Source organism: Candidatus Palauibacter sp. (assembly GCF_965261555.1).
Taxonomy (GTDB): Bacteria; Gemmatimonadota; Gemmatimonadetes; order Palauibacterales; family Palauibacteraceae; genus Palauibacter.
On sequence record NZ_OZ253465.1, the window covers coordinates 635,343 to 658,453 of the forward strand.

The 23,111-nt window shown below is 69.7% G+C and carries 21 protein-coding genes; 10 read left to right on the forward strand and 11 right to left on the reverse strand.

Translation table 11 applies throughout. The features are described 5' to 3' along the window. From ACQY5G_RS02760 to ACQY5G_RS02800, 9 genes are all read left to right on the forward strand, one after another. Positions 1-1,236 carry an NAD(P)/FAD-dependent oxidoreductase gene (locus tag ACQY5G_RS02760; protein ID WP_428276768.1) on the forward strand — a complete coding sequence of 412 codons (1,236 nt, stop codon included), beginning with the start codon at positions 1-3 and terminating at the stop codon, positions 1,234-1,236. 41 nt (positions 1,237-1,277) lie between these two features. Further along, a complete protein-coding gene (locus ACQY5G_RS02765) occupies positions 1,278-1,649 on the forward strand; it encodes a metal-sulfur cluster assembly factor (protein ID WP_428276769.1) in 372 nt (123 codons plus the stop codon). Positions 1,650-1,685: 36 nt separating this feature from the next. After that, positions 1,686-2,204: an FxsA family protein gene (locus ACQY5G_RS02770; protein ID WP_428276771.1), complete on the forward strand. Its 519-nt coding sequence runs from the start codon at positions 1,686-1,688 to the stop codon at positions 2,202-2,204. Positions 2,205-2,250: 46 nt separating this feature from the next. Continuing rightward, positions 2,251-3,075: an intradiol ring-cleavage dioxygenase gene (locus tag ACQY5G_RS02775; RefSeq protein ID WP_428276773.1), complete on the forward strand. Its 825-nt coding sequence runs from the start codon at positions 2,251-2,253 to the stop codon at positions 3,073-3,075. Between the two features lie 113 nt (positions 3,076-3,188). Continuing rightward, positions 3,189-3,791 carry a hypothetical protein gene (locus tag ACQY5G_RS02780; protein WP_428276775.1) on the forward strand — a complete coding sequence of 201 codons (603 nt, stop codon included), beginning with the start codon at positions 3,189-3,191 and terminating at the stop codon, positions 3,789-3,791. A 26-nt stretch (positions 3,792-3,817) separates the two neighbouring features. Continuing rightward, positions 3,818-5,509, forward strand: a complete 1,692-nt coding sequence (locus ACQY5G_RS02785) for a multicopper oxidase family protein (protein ID WP_428276776.1) — start codon at positions 3,818-3,820, stop codon at positions 5,507-5,509. A gap of 33 nt (positions 5,510-5,542) precedes the next feature. Continuing rightward, the gene (locus ACQY5G_RS02790) at positions 5,543-6,916 is read left to right on the forward strand and encodes an LVIVD repeat-containing protein (RefSeq protein WP_428276778.1); all 1,374 of its coding nucleotides are present in this window, start codon (positions 5,543-5,545) and stop codon (positions 6,914-6,916) included. 10 nt (positions 6,917-6,926) lie between these two features. Further along, positions 6,927-8,717, forward strand: a complete 1,791-nt coding sequence (locus ACQY5G_RS02795) for a carbohydrate kinase family protein (RefSeq protein WP_428276780.1) — start codon at positions 6,927-6,929, stop codon at positions 8,715-8,717. 47 nt (positions 8,718-8,764) lie between these two features. Next, positions 8,765-9,253 (forward strand): nuclear transport factor 2 family protein, encoded by a 489-nt coding sequence (locus ACQY5G_RS02800; RefSeq protein WP_428276782.1) that lies wholly within the window; start codon positions 8,765-8,767, stop codon positions 9,251-9,253. Positions 9,254-9,261: 8 nt separating this feature from the next. On the opposite strand, the gene ACQY5G_RS02805 is transcribed toward ACQY5G_RS02800, so the two are convergent. From ACQY5G_RS02805 to ACQY5G_RS02855, 11 genes are all read right to left on the reverse strand, one after another. Then, positions 9,262-10,503 (reverse strand): ZIP family metal transporter, encoded by a 1,242-nt coding sequence (locus ACQY5G_RS02805; RefSeq protein ID WP_428276784.1) that lies wholly within the window; start codon positions 10,501-10,503, stop codon positions 9,262-9,264. After that, positions 10,496-11,611 (reverse strand): multicopper oxidase domain-containing protein, encoded by a 1,116-nt coding sequence (locus ACQY5G_RS02810; protein ID WP_428276786.1) that lies wholly within the window; start codon positions 11,609-11,611, stop codon positions 10,496-10,498. The genes ACQY5G_RS02805 and ACQY5G_RS02810 overlap by 8 nt, the downstream gene beginning before the upstream one ends. A gap of 210 nt (positions 11,612-11,821) precedes the next feature. Continuing rightward, positions 11,822-12,904, reverse strand: a complete 1,083-nt coding sequence (locus ACQY5G_RS02815; RefSeq protein WP_428276788.1) for an acyl-CoA desaturase — start codon at positions 12,902-12,904, stop codon at positions 11,822-11,824. A 45-nt stretch (positions 12,905-12,949) separates the two neighbouring features. After that, entirely contained in the window at positions 12,950-14,095 is a 1,146-nt protein-coding gene (gene queG / locus ACQY5G_RS02820) for a tRNA epoxyqueuosine(34) reductase QueG (protein ID WP_428276790.1), read from the reverse strand. A gap of 1 nt (position 14,096) precedes the next feature. Beyond that, complete coding sequence (gene nth / locus ACQY5G_RS02825; protein WP_428276792.1) at positions 14,097-14,756, reverse strand: endonuclease III; 660 nt, start codon at positions 14,754-14,756, stop codon at positions 14,097-14,099. A gap of 4 nt (positions 14,757-14,760) precedes the next feature. After that, positions 14,761-15,921 carry a M50 family metallopeptidase gene (locus tag ACQY5G_RS02830; RefSeq protein WP_428276794.1) on the reverse strand — a complete coding sequence of 387 codons (1,161 nt, stop codon included), beginning with the start codon at positions 15,919-15,921 and terminating at the stop codon, positions 14,761-14,763. A gap of 4 nt (positions 15,922-15,925) precedes the next feature. Then, positions 15,926-16,642 (reverse strand): hypothetical protein, encoded by a 717-nt coding sequence (locus tag ACQY5G_RS02835; RefSeq protein ID WP_428276796.1) that lies wholly within the window; start codon positions 16,640-16,642, stop codon positions 15,926-15,928. Positions 16,643-16,682: 40 nt separating this feature from the next. Beyond that, positions 16,683-18,170, reverse strand: coding sequence for a sodium-dependent transporter (locus tag ACQY5G_RS02840; protein ID WP_428276798.1), 1,488 nt, complete (start codon positions 18,168-18,170; stop codon positions 16,683-16,685). Continuing rightward, positions 18,167-19,153: an alpha/beta fold hydrolase gene (locus ACQY5G_RS02845; RefSeq protein WP_428278634.1), complete on the reverse strand. Its 987-nt coding sequence runs from the start codon at positions 19,151-19,153 to the stop codon at positions 18,167-18,169. Before ACQY5G_RS02845 ends, ACQY5G_RS02840 begins: the two co-directional genes overlap by 4 nt. Before the next feature lie 19 nt (positions 19,154-19,172). Beyond that, complete coding sequence (locus ACQY5G_RS02850; protein ID WP_428276800.1) at positions 19,173-20,663, reverse strand: hypothetical protein; 1,491 nt, start codon at positions 20,661-20,663, stop codon at positions 19,173-19,175. A 15-nt stretch (positions 20,664-20,678) separates the two neighbouring features. Then, positions 20,679-22,055 (reverse strand): glycine--tRNA ligase, encoded by a 1,377-nt coding sequence (locus ACQY5G_RS02855; RefSeq protein WP_428276802.1) that lies wholly within the window; start codon positions 22,053-22,055, stop codon positions 20,679-20,681. Positions 22,056-22,199: 144 nt separating this feature from the next. Here ACQY5G_RS02855 and ACQY5G_RS02860 point away from each other — a divergent pair, with 144 nt between their 5' ends. Then, complete coding sequence (locus ACQY5G_RS02860) at positions 22,200-23,093, forward strand: dienelactone hydrolase family protein (RefSeq protein WP_428276804.1); 894 nt, start codon at positions 22,200-22,202, stop codon at positions 23,091-23,093. The last annotated feature ends 18 nt before the right edge of the window (positions 23,094-23,111 follow it).

The following is a 23,111-nucleotide window of genomic DNA, read 5'->3' on the forward strand; positions in this document are numbered from 1 at the left end:
ATGAAGAGCTTCGACTACGTCATCGTGGGAGGCGGCCTCGCCGCGGTCTCGGCGGTGGACGGGATCCGGGACATCGACGGCGAAGGCTCGATCGCCATCTTCGCGGAGGAGCCGGACCCTCCCTATCACCGGCCTCCCCTGTCGAAGGAGTTCCTGCAGGCGGAGGGGGCGCCGCGCGACCTGCTGCACGTGAAGCCCGCGCGCTGGTTCGATGACCAGGCGGACGAACTCACGCTGTTCACGGACGCGGCGGTGAAGCGTCTGGACGCTCGCGCCATGACCATCCACACGGCGGCGGGAGACGCGTTCCGGGGCCGGCGCATTCTGATCGCCACGGGCGGGCGGGCGAAGCGGCTCGAGGTGCCGGGAAGCGATCTCCCCGGCGTGTCGACCCTCCGCACGGCCGCCGACTCCGAGCAACTGCGCGAGATCGCCCGCGGCGCGTCGCGCGTCGTGCTCGTCGGCGCTGGCTTCATCGGCATGGAACTGGCCTCATCGCTGTCGAAGTTCGACGTCGATGCCGTCGTCCTCGAGGTGGAGCCTCGCGTCTGGGCGCGCGTCTTTCCGGAGACGATCGCGAGCTTCCTCCGCCGCTACTTCGAGGAGCGCGGCGTGCGATTCATGATGGGCTCGGGCGTGGCCGCCTTCGAAGGCGAGGGACGTCTCGCGCGGGTCGTGCTCGACAGCGGCGAGGAGATCCCCACCGACCTGGCGATCATGGGCGTCGGGATGTCGCCAAACGATGAACTCGGCGCCGAAGCCGGCCTCGCGGTCCAGGACGGGATCGTCGTGGACGGGTTCGCGGAGACGACAGCCCCTCACATCTACGCAGCGGGGGACGTGGCCCGCTTCCCGGATCCCATGGGGGGCGGACTCTCGCGCCTCGAGCACTGGGACCACGCCCGCGCGCACGGGCGCCACGCGGGGCGCAACATGGCCGGCGCGAGGGAGGCGTTCGACCACCTCTCCTACTTCTTCACGCACGTGTTCGATCTCAGCATCAACGTGTTCGGAGAGACGGCCGAGGTGGACCGCACGATCGTCTCCGGCGAACTCGGCTCCGGCCGCTCGATCGTCTATTGCGTGACGGACAACCGGCTCACCGGCACGATCCTCATCAACGCGAGCGGCGCGATGGAGGACTGCCGGGCGCTGGTGCGCGCGCGCCCCACGGTAGAGGATCTGTTGAAGGAGTTCGAGAAGCCGGGCGTGCGCCCCGGCGAATTGGTGGGATAGAGGAGTTGGTGCCGGACAACGATCGAAAGGTGACGGATACGATGGAAGCGAAGGATACGAGGGATCCGATGGACGGAATGGGCTCGGCGGAGGAGAGCCCATCGGAAGCGGAGTCGCCCGAGATCGAGGAGAAGGTGCGGACCGCGCTCCGCACCGTGACGGATCCCGAACTCGGCATCAACATCGTGGATCTCGGACTCGTGTACGATGTCGAGGTCGAGGAGGGCGAGGCGAAGGTCACGATGACGCTGACGAGTCCCGGCTGCCCGGCGGGCGGTCAGATTCTCGGGGGCGCCAAGGACGCGGCGGAGACGGTGGACGGCGTGGAGGAGGCGGTCGTGAGCCTCGTGTGGAAGCCGTTCTGGACGCCCGAGAGGATCGACCCGGCCGTCCGGGCGATGATGGGCTTCTGACGGTGTCCGGACCGTGATGCGCTTCGGGTTCTGACCATGCTCCTCCGGCTGTTCCTGCTGTTCACGATCATTCCCGTCGTCGAACTCGCGCTCCTCATTCGCATCGGCGGCCTGCTGGGGTTCGGCCCTACCCTCCTTCTCGTCATCGGCACGGGCGCGGCGGGTGCATGGCTCGCCCGCCGCGAAGGGCTGAGGGCCTGGCTCGCCGTCCGGGATGAACTGCAGGGGGGCGCGCTTCCCGGCGAATCGCTCGTTCACGCCCTGCTGATCCTCGCCGCGGGGGTCGTCCTCATCACGCCCGGCGTCATCACGGACATCGCCGGCATCCTGCTCCTGATCCCACCCGTGCGGGGGCGGCTCATCGCCCGCGTCCGGAACTGGCTCGGCCGGCAGGTCGAGGGCGGCACGATCCGTGTCGTGGGCGGGCCCGCGGGATTCTCGGGACTCCACGGAGATTTCGTGAGGCGTCCCGGGGCCCGCCGGCCGGGCCGCGCAGGCAAACGGCCGTCCGGACGGGAGATCGTCATCGAGGAGGATGAGCCGAAGCCCGACTGATGAAGCGCGACTCATGAAGCCCGACCGAGGTACGAGGAGGTACGACATGACGCACGATCACGAGGAGCGGGGACGGATACTCACGCGGCGCGAGGCTCTCGCCGCCCTAGGCGTGGGAGGCGGGGCGCTGGCCGCCGGCCGGTGGATTCTCGGGACCGGCCCGGACGTGGCTCTCGCCGCCCAGGCGGAGGGGATCGCTCGCGCGCTGCCGGCCTGCGTGGCGAAGCCCGAGCAGACGGAAGGACCCTTCTTCGTGGACGCGGAACTCGAACGGTCGGACATCCGGTCCGATCCGTCGACCGGGGCGGTGAGCGACGGCATCCCGCTGACGCTGAGGTTCAACGTCTCCCAAATCTCCCAGGGCGACTGCTCCGCGCTCCCCGGCGCGCTGGTCGACCTGTGGCAGTGCGACGCCGACGGCGTGTACTCGGGGGTCGAAGACGAGGGAGCCCCCGCGACGGCAAGGGAACAGCATTTCCTGCGGGGCTACCAGCACACGGACGATGACGGGGTGGCCCGGTTCACCACGATCTTTCCGGGCTGGTACCGCGCGCGCGCCGTCCACGTGCACTTCAAGGTACGCACCGAGGTCGCGGGACAGCCGTACGAGTTCACCTCGCAGCTCTACTTTGACGAGGCACTCACGGACGAGGTGCACGCGCAGGCGCCGTACGCCGCGCGAGGACGCCGCACGAGGATGAACGCAGACGACCGCATCTTCCAGGACGGTGGCGAGAGCCTCATGGCCCGGGTGAGCGAGGCGGACGACGGATACGCCGCCACCTTCGACCTGGGCCTCGATCTCACGGACGCCGAGACCGGCCGACCCGACGGCGGAGACGGGAGACGCGGGAGGGCCCGGCGGGGGTAACGAGCTGAACGACAGTCGTCCGTAACGCGGGCCTCCCCGCCGGCGCCGGCAACCTGGGCGCCGGGCGCTTGCAAGGCGGGACGCGGGAATCGACCTTTCGAGGCATGAAGAGCGTGAGTCAATCCATCAGCGTGATCGGCGCTGCCGCCGTCTTCGCGGTCGCCCTTGGCACCCTTGCCGCCCTCGGCACCCTCGTCGCGGGCGAGGCGCGGGCCGCCGGTCCGGCCGACGTCCGGCCGTGGGTGGACGCGACGCCGTCGGTGGACGCCGTGCCCCTGGTCGGCGCCTGCCTCCTCACGCCCGAAGTGGTCCGCCTCTCCGGCACCCAGAGCGCGCCCGGGAGCCGCGGATCGATGACGCTCACCCAGCCCGGCTCGCCGTTCGAGATCACCGTCGACGAGGGCGGCTTCCAGACGTTCGACATCGAGATCCAGGTCGAGCAGATGCGCAAGCGGCGCGGGGCCGTCTACGTCGCGTGGGCCGCGAAGCCCGAACTCGACGAGTGGGTGCAGCTCGGCACGCTCGGCGAGGACAACCGGCTCGCGGGGCGGGTCGCCTGGAACCAGTTCCTCATCTTCGTGAGCGAGGAAGCCTCGGCGGACGTCGAGCGCTGGCAGGGACCGATCATGCTCACCGGCCTCTCGCCTTCCGGCCGGCTCCATACGATGGCCGGGCACGGCCCCTTCGAGGCCATGAACTGCCAGCTCTACTACTGAGCCCACCCGAGCGGCGGTCGAAGACAGTGCGCACCCTCGCCGCAGCAGCAACGCTCCCCGCCCTGCTGTGGCTGAGCGGCGCACCGGCATCGGGGCAGCAGCACGCGGGCCACATGATGGCGACGGACAGCATGGGGGCCGTGTGGCGCATGCCGCCGCAGCCGATCCCGATGCCGATGATGCTGCCGGGCCTGATGGGCGCCGTCCCCGGCGTGACCCCGTACCTGCCCGACCCCGGCCACGATCCCGCGATGCTCCCGGAGGCGGTCTTCCGCGAGGTCGTGGAGATGGCCCACGGCGACACGCTCCGCCTCGAGGCCGGGTTCGTCCGCCGCACGATCGGCACGCGGACCTTCACGATGTACGGCTTCAACGGGCAGTATCCCGGGCCCCTCATCCGCGTCCCGCAGGGCGCGGAGATCATCGTCCTGTTCACGAACCGCATCGACCTGCCGACGGCCGTCCACTGGCACGGCATCAGGCTCGAGAACGAGTTCGACGGGGTCCCCGGCATCACCCAGGATCCGGTCGAACCCGGCGAGTCGTTCATGTACCGGGTCCATTTCCGGGACGCCGGCCTCTACTGGTACCATCCCCACCACCGCGAGGACATCCAGCAGGACCTCGGTCTGTACGGGAACATGCTCGTCGACGCACCGGCGCCCGACTACTACGGCCCCGCGCACGGGGAGGATTTCCTCATGCTCGACGACCTGCTCGTCGACGACGGGGGCCTCTTCCCCTGGGGACGCGAGGCGGCCGTGCAGACGCTCATGGGCCGCTTCGGGAACCAGTTGCTCGTGAACGGCGAGCCGCGCTGGGAGGCGACCGTCCGCCGCGGCGAGATCCGCCGGCTCTACCTCACGAACGTCGCGAACACGCGCACCTTCAACCTCGTCCTGGAAGGCGCGGAGATGAAGCTCGTGGGCGCCGACGTGAGCAAGTTCGAGCGCGAGAGCTTCGTCTCGAACGTCGTCCTCGCCCCGGCCCAGCGGTACATCGTCGACGCCCGCTTCAACGAACCGGGGACCTGGGCGTTCCTGAACCCGATCCAGGCCATCGACCACTTCAACGGCCGCTTCTATCCGCAGACCGACACGCTCGGGATCGTCACCGTCCTCGACGAACCGGTGGCGGAGGACCACGGGATGGCCTTCGAGACCCTGCGCGAACACGCGGACGTCATCGAGGACATCGACCGCTACCGCGCCGAGTTCGGCCGGCCCGCCGATCACGAACTCGAACTCACGGTCCGGGTCGGCGACCTCCCCAGCGACATCGTCGCGGTGATGGCGATCGACACCCTCTACTTCCCGCCCGTCGAGTGGACCGACGCGATGCCGATGATGAACTTCCTCGCGACGTCGGAGAACCTGACGTGGATCCTGCGCGACAGGCGGACGGGGAAGGAGAACGGGGACATCGACTGGCGCTTCACGGTGGGCGACGTGCGGAAGATCCGCATCCACAACCAGCGCCGGTCGTTCCACCCGATGCAGCACCCGATCCACATCCACGGCCAGCGCTTCCTCGTGCTCTCGAAGGACGGGGTGCCGTCGGACAATCTCGCGTGGAAGGACACGGTGGTGATCCCGGTCGGATCGACGTTCGACATTCTGCTCGAGGCCTCCAACTCTGGCCGATGGATGGCGCACTGCCATATTGCGGAGCACCTGGAGGCCGGCATGTCCATGGTGTTCACGGTGGACCCCGGCTAGCCCGCGGGCTGCCAGCTCTAACTGGAGGAAAGCATGAAGGTTGGAAATCGGACTCTGACACTCTCCGCGCTCGCCGTGCTCGGCGCGGTCCTCGTCGCCCCGGCTGCCCTCGGCGCCCAGGCGATCGACGTCGTGGAGCGCGGCAGCCGGAACATGGAAGTGCTCGGACACGTCCCGCTCGGCCCGCGGCTCAGCATCGCGGACATGGACATCGAGCAGGAGATGCACCGGCCGTACGCGTACGTGGCGCGCATGCAGTACGGGCCGGTCGGTCCGAAGGGGCTGGACATCGTCTCGATCGAGGACCCGGAGAACCCGGAGGTGCTCTACGAGTGGCGGATCGAGGACCAGGATCTCCACCTGCGCACCGGCGGGATGGACGTGAAGCACTTCAAGTGGGGAGACCGCTACTACGTCGTGCAGTCGCTCCAGTTCGGGCAGGGCGGACCGGACTCCGACATGGGGGCCGTCGTCCTCGACGTCACGGGACTGCCGGACGGCTCGACGGTGCGTGAGGTGGCCCGCATCAAGGAGCCCGATCTCCCGGGCGGCTTCCACAACATCTTCATCTACAAGCACTCGAACATGAACGTGTATCTCGTCGCCACGGTCTCCGGGCCGTTCGCGGCCGTCTACGACCTCGGCGCCCTCGTCGACGGGCGCGGCGATGCGATGGTGGCGCAGATCCCGATCCCGGACCAGGGGATGCCGGAGAACCGGCGGCGCGGATACCACGACTTCTATCTCGGCTACCACCCGGACACGGGGACGGACCGCTTCTACGGCGGCGGCTTCGGCGGCTACTACATCTACGACGTGACCGACCTCCAGAATCCCGAGCTTCTGACGCAGATCGTCGGCGTTTCCGGGATCCGCAGCGGCCACACCTTCACGCCGACGCCGGACGGGAACTTCGCGATCGCGGAGACGGAGTATCAGTACGCGCCGCTCCGGATCTTCGACCTCAGACCCGGACTGGACGGCGAAGTCGCGGCCATCAATCGCCCGATCGCGGCGTGGACGGCGAACTGGAAGAACCTCGTTCACAACCACGAGGTGCGGTGGCCGCTCGTGTTCGTGTCCGGTTACCTGGACGGACTCGTCGTGTTCAACATGATGGACCCGGAGAACCCGATCACGGTGGGCCACTACGACACCTACCTCGGACCGCCGAACGTCGACCGGACCGCCGTCTTCAACGGCACGTTCGGGGTCGATGTCCGGAACGAGGACGGGCTCATCGTGGTGAGCGACATGACGACGGGTCTGTGGACCTTCCGGATGGAGGGCTTCCGGGGATGGAACGGCGACGACTGGGGCGTGCCGAACATCTCCAGCGCCCAGGACTGGGACAACGGCCCGGCGGGCGCGGCCGGGCGCATTACGACGGACGAACAGGGCGACTGACGCCGGCAGCATGAGCACCCGGCCACGGCTCCTCGTGGTCGGGAGCCCCTCTCTGGACCTCCTGCACTTCGGCGGCCGCTCCGTGCGGTCCGCCGGAGGCGCGGGACTCTACACCGCGCTCGCGGCCCAGCAGGCCGGGGCCGAAGTCACGGTCGTCGCGCCGCGGCCCGACCCCATGCCGGCGGAACTCGAACCTGCGGACCGCCTGCTCGACTGGCGCGGGCCGCCGGTGCCGCCCTCGGCGCTACCCCACTTCGAGATCGAGTACTTCCCCGATGGCCGGACCGTCTATCGCCGGGCGGTGCGGGGTTCCGAGGGGGACATCCGCTACGGCGACATCCCGGACGCGGGACCGGGGGCCTTCGCCTACGTCGTGCCTCTCCTCGACCCGGAGCTGCAGCTGGGGTTCGCGCGGCGGCTGTCCGCGGCGGGCGTGCGCGTAGGGTGCGGGACGTACGCGCCCGGGATCCGCGCCCACCCGGAGATCGTCGCGCGGGTCGTGGAGGCGTCCGACTACTTCTTCTGCAATGCGGAGGAAGCCGGCCTCCTCTTCGGGTCTCTCGACGACGTGGCGGTCGCGCCGGGGCGCGCGGTCTTCGTCACCCGGGGGTCGCGCGGGGCTCGCGTCGTCCTGGGCGATCACCCGATCGACGTTTCCGCCCCGGAGGTCGAGGAGGTGGACCCGACGGGCGCCGGCGACACCTTCTGCGGGACGGCGCTGGCCCGGCTCGCGGCCGGAGACCACCCGGCCATGGCCGCGCGCGTTGCGGCGGCCCATGCCGCCCGGACGGTGACGGGGATCGGTCCGGCGCCCCTCCTCTCGGACGGCCCGCCGGCGGCGGCGGCGCGAGATGTTCGGGTCCGCGTCGACGGGGAACGCGTCCGGCGCGTGGCCGGGGTCATCGCCACGGCCCCCGAGGCGGCCGCATTCGATTTCACCGGCCCGGACCTTCCCGAACCCGGCGATCCGGCGGCGCTCGATTTCTTCTTCGCCGGAACCGTGCAGCAGTTCGGCTTCTGGCACGAGCGCGCGGGCCGCTACGAGCGACCGATGATCGCCTCTCTGGGCGGACGGGCCCGGAAGGGGAGCGACTACCTGTGGGCCGCCTGGCTGCGCTGGGCCCGCGAGGCCCCGGACGAACTCACTCCCTCCGGGCAGGCCGCCCTCGACGACGCGGACTTCGATCATCGCCTGCGGGACGACGGAGGACACAACCCGCTCCCTGCGGGCGCCCTCCATCCGGCGTGCGCGCGGGCCTACGGGCGCGGCATGCTGGGCCTCGGCCTGACCCCGGCGTCGCTCCTGGCGGAAGCCAACGCCACGGAGCGGCCCCTCGCCCGCTTCCTCGAGCGCCTCGATGCCGTCGGCGGCTACCGGGAGGACCCGTGGCGGAAGAAGTCCGCCCTCCTCGCGGTGATCCTCAGCCAGCGCCCGGAGCGATTCCTGCGGCTGGGGAAGGGGGAGGACGTGCCGCCGATCGTCGACTACCACTGCCAGCGCAGTTGCCTCCGGCTCGGCGTCGTCTCGGTGCCCGACGAGACGCTGGCCTCGAAGCTCGCGAAGCGGGAGGTTGTGAGCGCGGAAGAGGAGGAGGCCGTGCGCGCCGCCTGTTACGAGGCGGTCGGGGAGATCCGGCGCCTGAGCGGGCGCGCCATGGGGGCCGTGGACTGGTTCTTCTTTCAGAACCGGACGCGTTGCCCGGAGATGACGAAGCCCGACTGCGCGGCGTGCCCCGCCGACCCGGCGTGCGCGCACCGCACCCGACTCTTCCAGCCGGTATATCGCACGACCGCGTATTGAGGCCGGGACGGTTTACGAAGACAGACCACGGGAATCGGGAGAATCTCATGAGAAAGTTCGGAGCGACGTTGCTTCTCGCCGCAGCGATCCTTGTCACGCCTGCGGTCGCCACCGCGCAGGATGACGCCGAAGCGGGGGCGGTCGCCGCGGTACAGGCGCTCTTCGACGCCATGGCCGCGCGCGATGGCGACGCGATCCGCGGCCTGCTGACCGAGGGCGCCATGTTCGTCGCCACGGCGGAAACCGATGACGGCGTCCAGGTCCGGGAGAGCACGGGCGCCGAGTTCGCCGCCTCCATCGGCCAGCCGGGACCCGCCCTGCTCGAACGGCTGTGGGACCCGCATGTGATGATCCAGGGTCCGATCGCCGTCGTATGGACTCCCTACGACTTCCACGTGGACGGCGAGTTCAGCCACTGCGGAATCGATGCGGTCAGCCTCGTGCAAACGAGCGACGGCTGGAAGATCTCGAGCATCGCCTACACCCGCGAAACCGAAGGCTGCGAACCGAGCCCCCTCGGCCCCCCCGGCGGCTGACGCAGCGGCTAGGCGGTCACCATTAGTGCGGTGCCGTACATGACAAGCAGGCCGAGGAGGAGGCCCGTGGCGTTGAGGGGGGTGAACAGGCCCTGCGGCCAGCTCTTCCGGATCAGGCGGGTGACTTCGACGATCACCTGCACGATGGCTCCGGCGCCGAGGGCGAGGAAGAAGGTCGCCAGCGTCGGCGAGTAGGAGAATCCGCCCGCCCACGCCCCCAGGACGGTCGGCAGTCCGGCGATTCCGCCCATGAACGCGAAGTGGCGGAGCGCGGGCCGGCGGTCCGCGACGGGCGCGACGATGGCCAGCCCTTCCGTCGTGTTGTGGAGCGCGAAGCCGATGACGAGGAAGCTCCCGAGCGCGATCTCTCCCAGCGAGAAAGCCGCCCCGATCGCGAGTCCTTCGCCGAGGTTGTGGAGCCCGATGCTGATTGCGATCAGGTACGCGACCGTGAGCCCGCTGCTCGCCCCGCCCCCGCCCTGGCCGCCGGAGCTCGCGCCCCCGGAGCCTGCGCCGCCCATGCCGCGCCCAAGGTTCCCGAGGGCTCTGAGACCGACGATGGCGCCGATGAAGCCGACGGCGATCAGCCCGGCCGCCTGGAATCCCTCTGCCACGAGCGCCGAGGCCTCGAGCGTGTCTTCGAGCGCATCGACGACGAGGAAGGCCAGGAGGCCCACGGTGAGGCTGAGGTAGAAATGGATCCACTTGCGGTCGATCCGGCGCAGGAAAGGATACCACAGCAGGCCGATGAGGACGGGGAGTACGCCCGCGTAGAGGCCGAGGAGGCCGAAAGTCGTCAGGTAGAGCGCGTTCGGGCGCGGTGAAAGCGTCGCCACCGCCACCTCGTGATCGAACGTGAGTCCGGTGGAGGTCACGATCCGGATGACGTGGAGTTCTCCCTCCACCCAGGGGTAGTCCAGTTCCAGCGTGGCCCGGGCGAGGCGCGGCAGCGTCGCGTCGCCGTCGATCTCGAACTGCCAGTAGGCATCGTCGACGATCACCTGCGCGATGGTGGCGGCCTCGGGGCCTCCGTTCACCACGTGCACCCGCATGACGCCGTTCTCCGGGAAGCTCACGCGCTCGATCGTGAGGTCCTCGACGGGCGGAAACGCGTCCCGGAAGGGGGCCGTGGGATCGGCGCCGAAGAAGAACGCGACGAGTCCCGCCAGGAGCGCGAGCGGGAGGAGACCCAGGACCCAGCGCGCCGACCCCTGCCGCCGGGACTCGGCGTCGGACCGCGAGTCAGGCATGGTTGCGACGGCCGCCATGGCCGCGCACCGGCACGCCCTCGCCGGCGGCGAGCCGCTCGACCGCCTCGAAGAAGCCCATCCACCCCAGTTCCGCGAATTCGCTCTGGTGCGCATGGAACATATGCATGCCGGGATTCTCGAGCCGGAACTCGAGGACGTGCCGTTCGCCCTGGCACATCATGATCGTGTCCGTGAGTTCGTACTGGTCCGGCCGGGTTCCGGTCCGGAAGACCTTGAACATGCCCGCGTGCAGGTGGAACGAGTTGATGAGGTCGAACTCGGTCGTGTTCACGAGATAGATGCGGCACAGGTCGTTCACGCCCAGGCGCACCGGATGGTGGTGGTAGTAGAACGCCGAAGTATTGACCGCGTACACCTCGTTGTCCCCGTCCAGGTTGCTGTCGAACGCGTTCATCACCATCACCATCTCCCGCGCCGGTTCCCGACCCTCCGGCGGATCCACGATGAACGTCCCGTACAGACCCTTATGGATGTGCCGCTTGAGCGGCATCGTGTGGCAGTGGTAGAGGTGGAGCCCGAACGGCTTCGCCTCGAACTCGTAGGTGAAGCGCTGCCCCGGCTCGACGATGGGTTCGAAGCCGTCCATCTCCGGCGGGTGCGTGCCATGGAAGTGGATCGTGTGGGGGTGCGAGCCCGCGTTGACGAAGTCGACCTGGAGGATGTCCCCCTCCGTGCAGCGCAGCGTCGGGCCCGGCACCTGCCCGTTGTAGGTCCACGCCGGGAAGAAGACGCCGGGCGCGATCTCGATGTCGCGGTCGAGCGCCACCAGTTCCCAGCGCCGCACGACACGCCCGTCGGCGCGAGCCGTGACCTCGCCGTAGTCGAAATCGGTGAGGAAGGCGGCAGGGTCGAACGTGCCGTCGGGCCCGGGCATGCCGACGATCCCCATCGCCTCCTGGTGCCCCTCGTGCGGGCCCGCCGTGGCGCCATCCGTTCCCGGCTCGCGCGGCATGGCTCCGCTGGCCGCCAGCGCCGCAGCCGCGCCGCCCCGGGAGGCCAGGTCCAGCACCGTCGCGCCCGATACGCCGGCGACTCCCGCCGCACCAAGCTTCAGCCAGTCGCGCCGACTCAACCTCTCCGGCTTCACTCGTCCTCCGAAATTCCCCCGAAAATCGGCCCAGGGATCGCCGTCCGCAGCGTCCGCAGCTCGATTTTTAGTCTAGGCTAAAAATGGTTATCCGGAAGATGCACGGATCCCCAAGCGGCGTCAACAAGCGCCTGGTCGGACCGCGGTGAGCTTGGCGGCGGCGGGCCGGGTCAGTCCGTGGCGGGCCCGGTCAATCCGCGGCGGGGCGGGTCAATCCGTGGCGGGCTGGCTCTCGAGGGTCATCGCTTCCACCGCGCGGAGGATGCGGGTGCGGGCGGCCTCCCGGGCCCGATCGAGTTCGGCGCCGGCTTCCGCCTTCGCTCGGGCGACGCGCGGGAACTTGCCGGTCCGGACCCGATCCAGCCGTGCCCGGGCCTTGGCGGCGGCGCGGTCGAGACGCACGAGGCACTGCTCCTGTCGGGCGCGTTCGATTCGCAGGAGGCCGGCCTCCCGGGTCCGCTGGATGCGTGACAGCGCCCGATCGAAGCGCCGGTTCACGCGGTCCGCCGAGTCGCGGTAGAATTTTGCCGCAAACTCCCGCGGAGTCGCCGTGCGCGCGTAGAGCACGTTGGCGAGTCGCAGGAGGCTCAGGATCCGGATGTAGAACCAGCCGATGTCGAACTCCCACCAGTGCGCCTTGAACTTGGCCGAGCGCGGGTCCGCGTGGTGGTTGTTGTGGAGTTCCTCGCCGAGGATCCAGATCCCCCAGGGATAGAGATTGTGGCTGTCGTCGCGCGTCCCGAAGGTCCGGTAGCCGAGCGCGTGCCCGAGGCCGTTGATGATGTTCCCCGTCAGCGGCATCCAGAACACCATGCACGTCCAGACGATGAGCCCGGGGATGGCCCCGAACAGGAACAGGTCGAGAACGAGCATGAACCTGAGCCCCAGACCGCGGCGCTTCGTGTAGACGTTGCGCTCGATCCAGTCGTCCGGAGTCCCCTTCCCGTACTTCTCAAGCAGCGTGTGGTCTTTCGAAGCCTTCCTGTAAAAGAAGAGCCCGCCGAAGGCGATGTTCGCGAGACCCTCGAGCGTGGGCGAGTGAGGATCGCCCTCCCGGTCGGCGTAGGCGTGGTGCTTGCGGTGGATCGCGACCCACTCCTTCGTCACGATCCCGGTCGTGAGCCAGCACCAGAAACGCATCGCGTGCTCCACGACCGGATGGAACACGACGCCGCCGTGCGTCGCCGAGCGGTGCAGGTAGAGGGTGTTGACCATGTTGGTGAGGTGGCCGGCGACAAGGATCCACACGAGGGCGATCCACCACGGTTCTCCCAGGACCGCATAACCTGGCATGCGTTTTTCTCCTCAGCTCTCGGCCTTTTGCTGCGACGGTCCAACCTAACCCTGGAGCACCCCGAGTGCCCACCGGGCGTGTTCCCGGACGAGGGGCGAGGGGTCCTCCGCGAGACGGCGCAAAACGGGGCGCGCGGCGGGCCTGCCGGCGTTGCCGAGGCCGACGGCCAGGTTCCGAAGGAGCCCGTCGCGGCCGGGGCGGCTGAACGCGGTGCCCCGGTAGCGGGCCCGGAACGCGTCCGCGTCGAGCGGCGCCAGTTCCTCGGCCCACGCGACCATGTCCTCGGGCGGCATCGGCTGACCGGGCCGTGGCTCGAAGGGCGCTCGGGCCGGGGAGGGCACCTCCGCGTTCCAGGGACACACCTCCTGGCAGATGTCGCAACCGAACACCCGGTTTCCGATCGCGGGGCGCAAAGCCTCGGGGATGGAGCCCCGGAGTTCGATCGTGAGATAGGAGATGCAGAGGCGGGCATCGAGTACGCGGCCGTCGAGGATCGCGTCGGTCGGACAGGCGTCGATGCAGCGCCGGCACGTTCCGCAGCGGTCGTGGACGAAGGGGGGATCGGGCTCGATCTCGAGGTCCGTGAGCAGTTCTCCCAGCATGAAATACGAGCCGAGGTCGGGGTGGAGGAGCATCGTGTTCTTGCCGATCCAGCCCAGGCCCGCGCGCTGCGCGTGGTCGCGCTCCAGGACGGGGCCATAGTCCACGTAGCGCTTCGTGCGGGCGCCGGGAGCGAGGTCCTCGATGGCGGCGGAGAGCGCGTCGAGGCGTTCCTCGAACACGTCGTGATAGTCCCGGCCCAGCGCGTAACGTGCGACGACCGGCAGCCGGCGGTGTGGAGCGGGGTCCCCGCGGTCGGCACCCTCGCGGTCGGCGGGCCACGGGTCCGGCGCCGCCGTGCCGGGGGGCGTCGATCCGTATAGCAGGCTGACGACGACGAGCGTCCGGCAGCCGGGGAGCGCCTCACGCGGATCGAGGCGCCGGCGCACGGCGTCCTCGCGCGCCATGTAGGCCATCTCGCCGTGGTAGCCCTCCGCGAGCCAGGCCTCGTACACCTCCCCGTTCGTCGGGGGCGCCGCCGGAGCGAACCCCACCTGGTCGAACCCGGCCGCGCGCGCGGCCGCCCGGATCCGCTCCTTCAGCGCGCCGGCGTCGGCCATGCCGCGGTCGGCCGCGGATGGGTCGGCCATGTCACCCGAACTTCCCGGCGCTCGCGCACAGATCGGCCACCGGGCACTCGGCGCAGCGCGGCTTCCGGGCGTGACACACCACGCGGCCGTGCAGGATCGACCGCCACGCGAACGGGTGCCATTCCTCGCGCGGCAGCACCCTCATGAGGTCCTTCTCCACCTTCGGGGGATCGACCTCGTTCGTGAGGCCGAAACGGTGCGTGACCCGCTTCACGTGCGTGTCCACGACCACGCCCTCGTGACGCCCGAACGCGTTGGAGAGCACGACGTTCGCGGTCTTCCGGGCCACGCCCGGGAGCGTGAGCAGGTCTTCCATCGTCCGCGGAACCTCCCCGCCGTACACGTCGACGAGACGGCGGCCGAGCCCCTTCAGGTGGCGCGCCTTGTTGTTGAAGAATCCCGTCGGGCGCACGGCCTCCTGAAGCTCCTCCAGCGGCGCGTCGGCGTACGCGCGGGCGTCGGGATACGCCGGGAAGAGCGTGCGCGTGACCCGGTTCACCCGCTCGTCCGTGCACTGGGCCGAGAGCACCGTCGCGACGATCAGCTCGAGCGGCGTCTCCCAGTCCAGCGAGACGGTGAGGTCCGGATACAGGCCGGCAAGTCGCGGGGACAGCGCCGCGGCCAGTTCGGAACGGGCCTTCCACGAACGAGGCCGGGGCACGGGTTCAGGCGCTCTTCGCCGGCGACGGCCCGAGCGACACGAGCCCCATCCGCTGCAGCCGCTGCACTCGCGCGCCGACCTCCCGCGGGTCGAGCGCGCCCACGACGAACCCGTTCTCGATCACGAGCAGGTACGACACCTGGATTCGGATCCGGAACAGGGCGTCCGCCAGAGACTCGTCGGGACGGACCGACGGGAACTCCTCGGCGGGTCGCGTGACCGCCGATACGGGCGTGGTCGCGCGAGCCTCCTCCGGCACCGCGGAAACCGCCCGCGTCTCGACGACCCCGATCAGGTCCCCGTCGCGCGACACCGGATACGCCTCCTCCCCTCCGCGTAGAAAGTATTCGGATATCGCCCGCTCGACCGGCATCGTCGCCTCGATCATGCGGGGCCGGGGGTTCATGATCGTCGCGACCGGGATCCGGCGCAGGAGCGTGCGGAGTTCGAAGTGCCGCAGGCTCGACGAGGCCGCGTTCACCACGAACCAGCCGATGAAGGCCGCCCACACGCCGGAGATGAACTGCCCGCGGCTCAGGTTGAAGAGCCCGAGGACGATGAGCGCGCCGCCGAACAGTCGCCCCCCCTGCGTCGCCCACCGGGTCGCCTTGACGAGATCTCCGGTGACCGCCCACACGATGGAGCGGAAGATCCGGCCCCCGTCGAGCGGAAAGCCGGGGATCATGTTGAAGACGGCGAGCACGAAGTTGAGGAGCGCCAGGAACCTGAGCACCGTGACCACCGGCTCCGGAGCCGCCCAGGCTTCCGCCGCCACCCGCCCTCCGTGAAACGCGCCGGCCAGCACCACGCTCGCAAGGGGACCCGCCGCGGTAAGCAGGAACTCGTCCAGCGGCCGCCGCGGCTCGTCCCGCGCCTGTGCGATCCCGCCGAAGATGAAGAGGGTGATGTGCTCCACTTCCACCCCCCGCGCCCGGCCCGCCAGGGCGTGGCCCAGTTCGTGCAGGAGCACGGAGAGGAAGAAGAGGAGCGCCGCCGCCGTCCCCATCGCGAGGTACGTGGAGGAGGGATAGAAGGGCAGCGTCCGTGGGAACTCGCGCGTCGTGAACGTCCAGATCACCAGCGCGGCGATCGGGAACCACGAATAGTCGATCCGGATGGGGAAGCCGAACCAGCGTCCGATCCGGAAGCTGCCGAACAGCGGCACGGCCCTAGCCGCCCTTCGCGGGCAAGGGGTGGGCGGGCAGGGGGTGGGCCGGGCTGGAGAGCTCCACGGGCTGGCGGCTCCCGCGTCCGAGACGCCACCACGGACGGCGGCGGCTCACGACGACGCACAGCCGTCCGGCCGCCAGGTTCGACACCTCCACGAACGCGCGGGCCGCCGAGGCCGGCGCTTCCACGGCGTAGCGTCGCCCGCGCCATTCGAAGACCGCCTCCTCCGCGCGTTCCGCCACGGTCGACTCGACGAACAGCTCCGATTCCAGCCTCACGACGCCGTCCGGGCCGGACGGCACCGCCCGGAAGAAGTCCGGATCGAACGGCTCCCCCGCGAGCCTGCGCAGATTCTGTTCGTGCGCCCAGTCCAGGTCATCGAGACCCGCCTCCCCGGCGGCGGATTCCCGGTGGTGCAGCAGTTCGTGCAGGATCGTCTCCCACAGCTCGCCCTCCCAGTCGAAGTCGGGATCCTCGCCGGCGAGCGCCCGGAAGGAGCCGTGATAGAGGACGAGCTCCGAGCGGACGTCGCCGTCCCCGCCGGCGCCGCTCGGCCACGCCTCCGTGAGGCACTCCCCCATCGTGTACACCCAGTCGAAGTCGGGATGCCTCGCGGCCTCCGGCTCGATCGTCAGCCCGTCGACGCCCTCCCGGGCCCCCGAGGGGATCTCGTGCCACATGCGGCGGGCCGCCGTCTCGAACCGGTTGAAGTTCACCGCTGAAGTTCACCGCGCGATCGGACGGTCGCCGCCCCCGTCAGGCTTCTTCCCCCGAAGCCGCCGAGCCCGCCGCGTTGGCGGCCAGCCAGCGGTTGAGGCCCAGGAAGGCGGCGATCGCGATCGCCCACTGGATGAGCACCGTCCCGGCGTTGAACTCCGAGAAGAGCGTGAACGACCCGGCGAGATCGTTGAAGTCGACCGCCTGCCACAGCCACCAGACCATGATCACGACCGACTGCACGGCAACAAGCCGAATGACGACGTTCCACCAGCGCCCGACCACCAGGTCGCTGCCCTCGCTGTTCACGAGCCGCCTGCGGAAGCGGTCGACGCCGTGCCGCATGACCATGACGGAGAAGAAGAGGCCGCTGAGCATCAGTCCGACGCCCCACACCCAGTCCTGGTTCCGGAAGACCTCGATCCAGATCGCCGATGGGAGCCCGAGGACCAGCCCGAGACCGCCGATCGTCAGCACCGCCCTCCTGCGCGCGATGCCGGCGTCGGTGAGGACGCGGCTGGCCATCTCGATCATCGCGATGAGGCTGCTCCAGGCGGCGAACACGAGCGCGAGGAAGAAGAGGACCATGAACACGGAGCCGCCCGGCATGAGACCGAAGAGTTGCGGCACCCAGATGAACGTCAGTCCCTCGTTCCCCGCCCCCACGATCTGGTCCGCCGCGTTGGGCAGGATCGCGAACACCGTGCAGAGCACCATGATCCCGGCCAGCAGCGACACGGAGTTGTTCCCGAACCCCAGCATGAAGGCGTTCAGCGTCGTGTCTTCGCGTTTCTTCATATAGATCGCGTACGCCGTGATCAGACCCCAGCCCGCCCCGGTGTCCCAGGCGTTCTGCGTGAGGGCCTCGAGCCAGATCGAGGCGTCGCCCAGCATCGCCCAGTCGGGCGTGAAGAGGAACGCGAGACCCGCACTCGCACCCGGCAGCGTGACCGCCCGGATCGTCAGCGCCAGGACGAGGAGGAGCAGGCTCGGAATGAGGAAGCGCGCGGCGCGCTCGATCCCCTTCACGCCGCGCAGCACCACCATCACCGCGAGCGCGATCGCGAGGGCGTGCGTCAGAATCGGCCATCCGGAGCCGATGAACCCGTCCCAGTACTCCTGCGGTCCCACGCAGGTCGCGGCCCCGGCCTCGCAGGGGGCGGTCGGCACGGTCCGGGTCACTGCTCCGAACAGGTACCGGAGGGTCCACCCCATTACGACCGTGTAGTAGAACATGATCGCGGTCGAGACGAAGGCGATCCACGCGCCCATCCAGCTGTACCGCTTCCCGGCCAGCTTCGTGAACGCGCCGATCGGACCGGAGCGCGCCGCCTTGCCCGTGGCGAACTCCGTGAGGATCAGGGGCACGGACCAGAGGAGGAGGAAGACGACCCACGCGACGAGGAAGGAGCCGCCCCCGTTGGAGGCCGCGATGCGCGGGAAGCGCCAGATGTTGCCGGTTCCGACGGCCATCCCGAGCATGGCCAGCATCATCGCGGCCCGGGAACTGAAGACGGGATTCGTCATGCGTCGCCTCTCTCGACTGACGTTTCTTCCTCTTCCTCGCGCGCGGGGAGCCGCCGGAGCCAGTCGTCCAGCGTCTCGTTGAAGGCGCCGGGGCGCGAGATGTGCGAGCAGTGCCCGGTGCCGGGAATGGGGACGTACTCGGCGTCGGGCAGCAGTTCGGTGATTTCGCGCGCCCAGTCCACCGGACAATACTCGTCGCGTGGGCCCTTCACCACGAGCGCGGGCAGCGCGATCTCCGGCAGATCCGCCCGCAGATCCACCCGCCGCAGGCCGGAGACGCGGCGGTCGGAGACGGTGGGGCGGACGGTGCGCGGCCCGGTGAAGAGCGCGTACTCGATGAGGGCGTCGCGACCCGGCGAGTCGTCGAAGATCCAGATGCCGAGACGGCTCCAGACCCGGGCCAGGCCGCGGGAGAGTTCCGTCGGGAGATATCGGGTCGTCAGCATGGCGAGGGGGATGAGCGCGGCCCGGTTGAAGCCGACGTGCCGGTAGGAGACGCGCGCCAGCGGATTGCACAGCACGATCCCCCGCAGGCGCTCCGGAAACCGGCTCGCGAAGCGCATCGCGACCGCGCTCCCGAGGCTCGTCCCGATGAGCACGAAGCGCTCGACGCCGCGCGCTTCGACGAGTTCGGCCACATCGTCGACCAGGCGGTCGAAGCCGTCCGTCACGGCAAACTCGCGCCGCAGGTCCGCGCACACGACGCGGTGGCGCCGGGCGAAGCTCGGAAGCTGATAGCGGAACGTCTCCTTCGGCCCGTCCGCGCCGGGGACCCAGACGAGCGCATCCCCCGACCCGGTGTCGACGAACTCGACCTTCTCGCCGTCAGAGTACTCGATGACCCCGCCGGGGAGCGCCTCGCCGGAGCCGTCCCGAATGGGCGGCCGCACCAGCGCCTCGTTGCGGCGCGTCATGGCCAGCCACCACGCGGCGCCTGCGAGCCCGGCCGCCGCGCCCAGCGCGAACCTGCCGGGCCAGCGCATCCCGCTCACCGCCGTTCGCTCACTGCCAGCGTTCGACGCGCGTGAGCAGCATTTCGGGCGTCAGCCCCTCCACGCCGAACTGCGGGGCGACCTGCGCGGCGTCTTCGCGCCGGCCGGCCGAGAGGACCTCGAGCAGGAACTTGCCCGCCGCGCCCGTTCGGTGCCATTGGGCCCCGAAGCGCTGGTTCAGGCGGTCGATGATAATGGAGCTGAGCATCCAGCCCCGCAGGCGCCGCGCGGCCTGGTAGCCCCGCCGGTGATCCGTGAGGAAGGTGCCCGGATGGTGCGCGAACCCGGTCGCCTCGCTCAGCAGCGCCGCGTATCGGTCGGCCTGCTCGCCGGGCCGCTGCGACCGGGCCAGTTCCAGCTCCCACAGGAAGCGCGCGGCGTCCCGGCGCAGGCGATAGAGCCGGAGGAAGCCCGCGAGTTGCCGATAGTCCTCCAGCGCGTCGCCGCTGAGTCCCGTCGCGGACTCGACCCAGACGCGATCCAGCGTCAGCGAGTCGAACACGAGCCCGAAGGACTCGCCGATCGAGTCGTCGCCCAGCACCCGCTCCTCCCACGAGAGCGCGGCGGAGGCGTGCGTGTAGTGGAGCGCGTGTCCCGTCTCGTGGAGCAGGCGCCGCGCGTCGATCCAGCCGCCCAGCGGACACACCACGAGCCGCACGTCCCCGGGCACGTCGATGACCGCCGTGAACGACCGTTCATCCTTGAGCCGCCGCCGGTCGATGTCGATGCGCACGGAGCGATCGAACACCCGGCCCAGTCCCATGACTTCGATGGCGCGGCGAAGATTCGCGGCGAACGGCTCGATCTCGAAGTGCCGCCCGAGCCAGCGCATCCCCATCAGCCACCGCGCGTCGGCCCGCGAAGGCGGCCCCTCGCCCATATCGAGACGAGCCTCCGCCTCCGCCGCGAACATCCGCCGGTAGCGCGCCTCCGTCCCATCGAGGATCGCCGTCGCGTCGCGCTCCAGGCGCTGCAGGTCCAGGCCGGCCAGCCGCTCCCGCGCCTCGAAGTATCCCCCGAGACCGAGTTGAACCACGGCCTCGCGTCCCCGGTGCACGACATCGAGCCGTAGCGCGGCGGCCTCCTCGATCCGGCGGTGGCGCGCCGCCTCCCACCCCAGCCGCTCGCCCCGGTCTTCCGCGCGGATGATCCAGTCCGGGACGCGTCTCAGCGGGATCTCACGCTCGGCGAGGACGACGGTCGTCCCCGTCTCCCACGACCGCAGTTCGTCCTCCAGCGGGGCGAGTTCGGCCTCGATCTGCTGGCCTGCGACCCAGTTGAAGATCGTCTTCAGGCGCCGGCGCTCATCCCCGTACGCCTCCGAGAGGTCGCGCTGGATGGCCCGAAGCACCCCGGGGCTGCGGAGAAGCCGGTGCTGCCCGTACAGCGACGCGATCGAGGACCGCTCGTCCAGCCCGCTGCGGAGCCGGTACCGGGCGCGCGCCAGGGCGCTCTGCAGGCGCTGGGCCCGGTCACGGATCTCCGCTACGCGAAACGGCAAGCGCACCCCGCCCGATCAGGCGCCGCCGATCGCGGCGCCCAGCCACGCCGCGACGCCCGACAGCGGCACCCGCGTCTGCTCGAGCGAATCCCGATCGCGCACCGTGCACGTCTCATCCTCGAGCGTCTGGCCATCGATGGTCAGGCAGAACGGCGTTCCCGCCTCGTCCTGCCTCCGGTACCGCTTTCCGATCGACCCCGCGATGTCGTACATGACGTTGAACTGCCCGCGCAGATCGGCCGCCAGCTTCTCGGCGATCTCCGGCATTCCGTCCTTCTTCACGAGCGGGAAGACCGCCGCGTGGAAGGGCGCCAGCGCGGGCTTGAGCCGCAGCACGACGCGCTGCTGGCCCCCGACGTCCTCCTCGTCGTAGGCGTCGGCCAGCACGACGAGAAGGGTGCGGCTGAGTCCCGCCGAGGTCTCGATCACGAACGGCACGTACTTCCGGTTCGCCGGCTGGTCGAAGTACTCCAGCTTCTTCCCCGAGTGCTCCTGGTGGCGCCCGAGGTCGTAGTCCGTCCGGTTGTGGATCCCCTCGAACTCCTGCCACCCGAACGGGAACCGGTACTGGATGTCCGACGCGTCCCTGCAGTAGTGGGCGAGTTCATCCGGCCCGTGGCGGTGGAAACGCAGCCGCTCCGGCCGGATGCCCAGCGTCTCGACCCACGCCATGCGCCGTTCCTTCCACGTCTCGAACCACTCGTCCTCCGTCCCCGGCGCGCAGAAGAACTGCATCTCCATCTGCTCGAATTCGCGCGTGCGGAAAATGAAGTTCCCGGGCGTGATCTCGTTCCGGAACGCCTTCCCCACCTGCGCGATCCCGAACGGGACCTTCTGGCGCACCGACTCCTGCACGTTCCGGAAGTTGACGAAGATCCCCTGCGCCGTCTCCGGCCGCAGGTAGACGGTCGAGGCCTCGTCCTCCACCACCCCCATGAACGTCTTGAACATGAGGTTGAACTGACGGGGGTCCGTCCACTGTCCCGTGGTCCCGCACACCGCGCACTGCTGCTCCTCGGGCTTCCCCGCCTCGATCAGCGGGAGGTCGTCCGCGCGGAAACGCCGGTGGCAGCTCCGGCACTCGACGAGCGGGTCCGTGAACGCGCCCACGTGTCCGCTCGCGACCCACACCTCGGGGTTCATGAGGATCCCCGCGTCGAGCCCGACGATGTTCGGGTGGCGGTACACCATCTCGCGCCACCAGAGGTCCTGGATGCGGTTCTTGAGTTCGATGCCGAGCGGGCCGTAATCGTAGACGGATCCCACGCCGCCGTAGATCTCGGAGGACTGGAAGATGAACCCGCGCCGCTTGGCGAGGGACACGAGCTTGTCCATCAGCCCGGGCGGATGCCCCGAATCGGCGGTGGAATCCGTGTTCGTGTTGTCGGTCATGGGGTATCTTCGACGACCGCTCGCGCGGGCGCGGCGGCGGAGTTGGCTGGACTAGGCTTCGGATGCGAGCCGCAACGATAGCCGCAGCCCGCAGTCGGTGGCAAAGCGTGATAGGTTCGAGTGACACCAACAGGAGGACTTCCCATGACCACGCGAAAGAAGGCAAGCGATTTCCCCCAGGAGGTGCTGGCCCTCTTCGACGGCTACGTACACGGCTTCATCCATCGGCGGGACTTCCTGGAGGGGGCCGGCAAGGTGCTGGGCAGCAGCGCCGCCGCCGTCGGGGTCCTCCAGGCCCTTCGTCCCAATTATGCATGGGCGCGGCACGTTGCGCGGGACGATGCCCGGATCCGGCAGGAGTACGTCACCTACCCGTCGCCGAGCGGATCGGGCACCATGCGCGGCTACCTTGCCGTGCCCGCCGGCGCGACGGAGCCCATGCCCGCAGTCCTCGTCATCCATGAGAATCGCGGCCTGAACCGCTACATCGAAGATGTGGTGCGCAGGTTCGCCGCCGCGGATTTCGTGGCGCTGGGGCCGGACGCGCTCACTCCCCTGGGCGGCTATCCGGGCAACGACGACGAGGGCCGGGAGATGCAGCGGCAGCTCGACAGGGACGTGATGATGGAGGACTGGATCGCCGCCTTCGGGTTCCTGCGCGACCACGAGGCGACCACCGGGCGCGTCGGGGCGGTCGGGTTCTGCTACGGCGGCGGGGTCGTGAACCAGCTCGCGGTCCGGCTGCCGGATCTGGGTGCCGGCGTGCCGTTCTACGGGTCGGCGCCGGACGTGGAGGACGTGCCGTCCATCCAGGCGCCGCTGATGATCCAGCTCGCCGGGCTGGACGAGCGGATCAACGCCGCGTACCCGGCCTACCAGGAGGCGCTCGAGGCGAACGGGAAGGACTTCGCGGTCCACACCTATGAGGGCGCAAACCACGGCTTCCACAACGACACCACCCCACGGTACGACGAGGAAGCCGCGAGCCTCGCGCAGGAGCGGACCATCGCCTTCTTCAACGAGCACCTTCGCGGCTGAAACCCGGCCGTCACGCCC

Coding starts and splice junctions, on each gene's coding strand:
- ACQY5G_RS02760 (WP_428276768.1), top strand. CDS start 1: ATGAAGAGCTTCGACTACGTCATCGTGGGAGGCGGCCTCGCCGCGGTC.
- ACQY5G_RS02765 (WP_428276769.1), top strand. CDS start 1,278: ATGGAAGCGAAGGATACGAGGGATCCGATGGACGGAATGGGCTCGGCG.
- ACQY5G_RS02770 (WP_428276771.1), top strand. CDS start 1,686: ATGCTCCTCCGGCTGTTCCTGCTGTTCACGATCATTCCCGTCGTCGAA.
- ACQY5G_RS02775 (WP_428276773.1), top strand. CDS start 2,251: ATGACGCACGATCACGAGGAGCGGGGACGGATACTCACGCGGCGCGAG.
- ACQY5G_RS02790 (WP_428276778.1), top strand. CDS start 5,543: ATGAAGGTTGGAAATCGGACTCTGACACTCTCCGCGCTCGCCGTGCTC.
- ACQY5G_RS02795 (WP_428276780.1), top strand. CDS start 6,927: ATGAGCACCCGGCCACGGCTCCTCGTGGTCGGGAGCCCCTCTCTGGAC.
- ACQY5G_RS02800 (WP_428276782.1), top strand. CDS start 8,765: ATGAGAAAGTTCGGAGCGACGTTGCTTCTCGCCGCAGCGATCCTTGTC.
- ACQY5G_RS02805 (WP_428276784.1), bottom strand. CDS start 10,503: ATGCCTGACTCGCGGTCCGACGCCGAGTCCCGGCGGCAGGGGTCGGCG.
- ACQY5G_RS02815 (WP_428276788.1), bottom strand. CDS start 12,904: ATGCCAGGTTATGCGGTCCTGGGAGAACCGTGGTGGATCGCCCTCGTG.
- queG (WP_428276790.1), bottom strand. CDS start 14,095: ATGGCCGACCCATCCGCGGCCGACCGCGGCATGGCCGACGCCGGCGCG.
- ACQY5G_RS02840 (WP_428276798.1), bottom strand. CDS start 18,170: ATGACGAATCCCGTCTTCAGTTCCCGGGCCGCGATGATGCTGGCCATG.
- ACQY5G_RS02845 (WP_428278634.1), bottom strand. CDS start 19,153: ATGCGCTGGCCCGGCAGGTTCGCGCTGGGCGCGGCGGCCGGGCTCGCA.
- ACQY5G_RS02855 (WP_428276802.1), bottom strand. CDS start 22,055: ATGACCGACAACACGAACACGGATTCCACCGCCGATTCGGGGCATCCG.
- ACQY5G_RS02860 (WP_428276804.1), top strand. CDS start 22,200: ATGACCACGCGAAAGAAGGCAAGCGATTTCCCCCAGGAGGTGCTGGCC.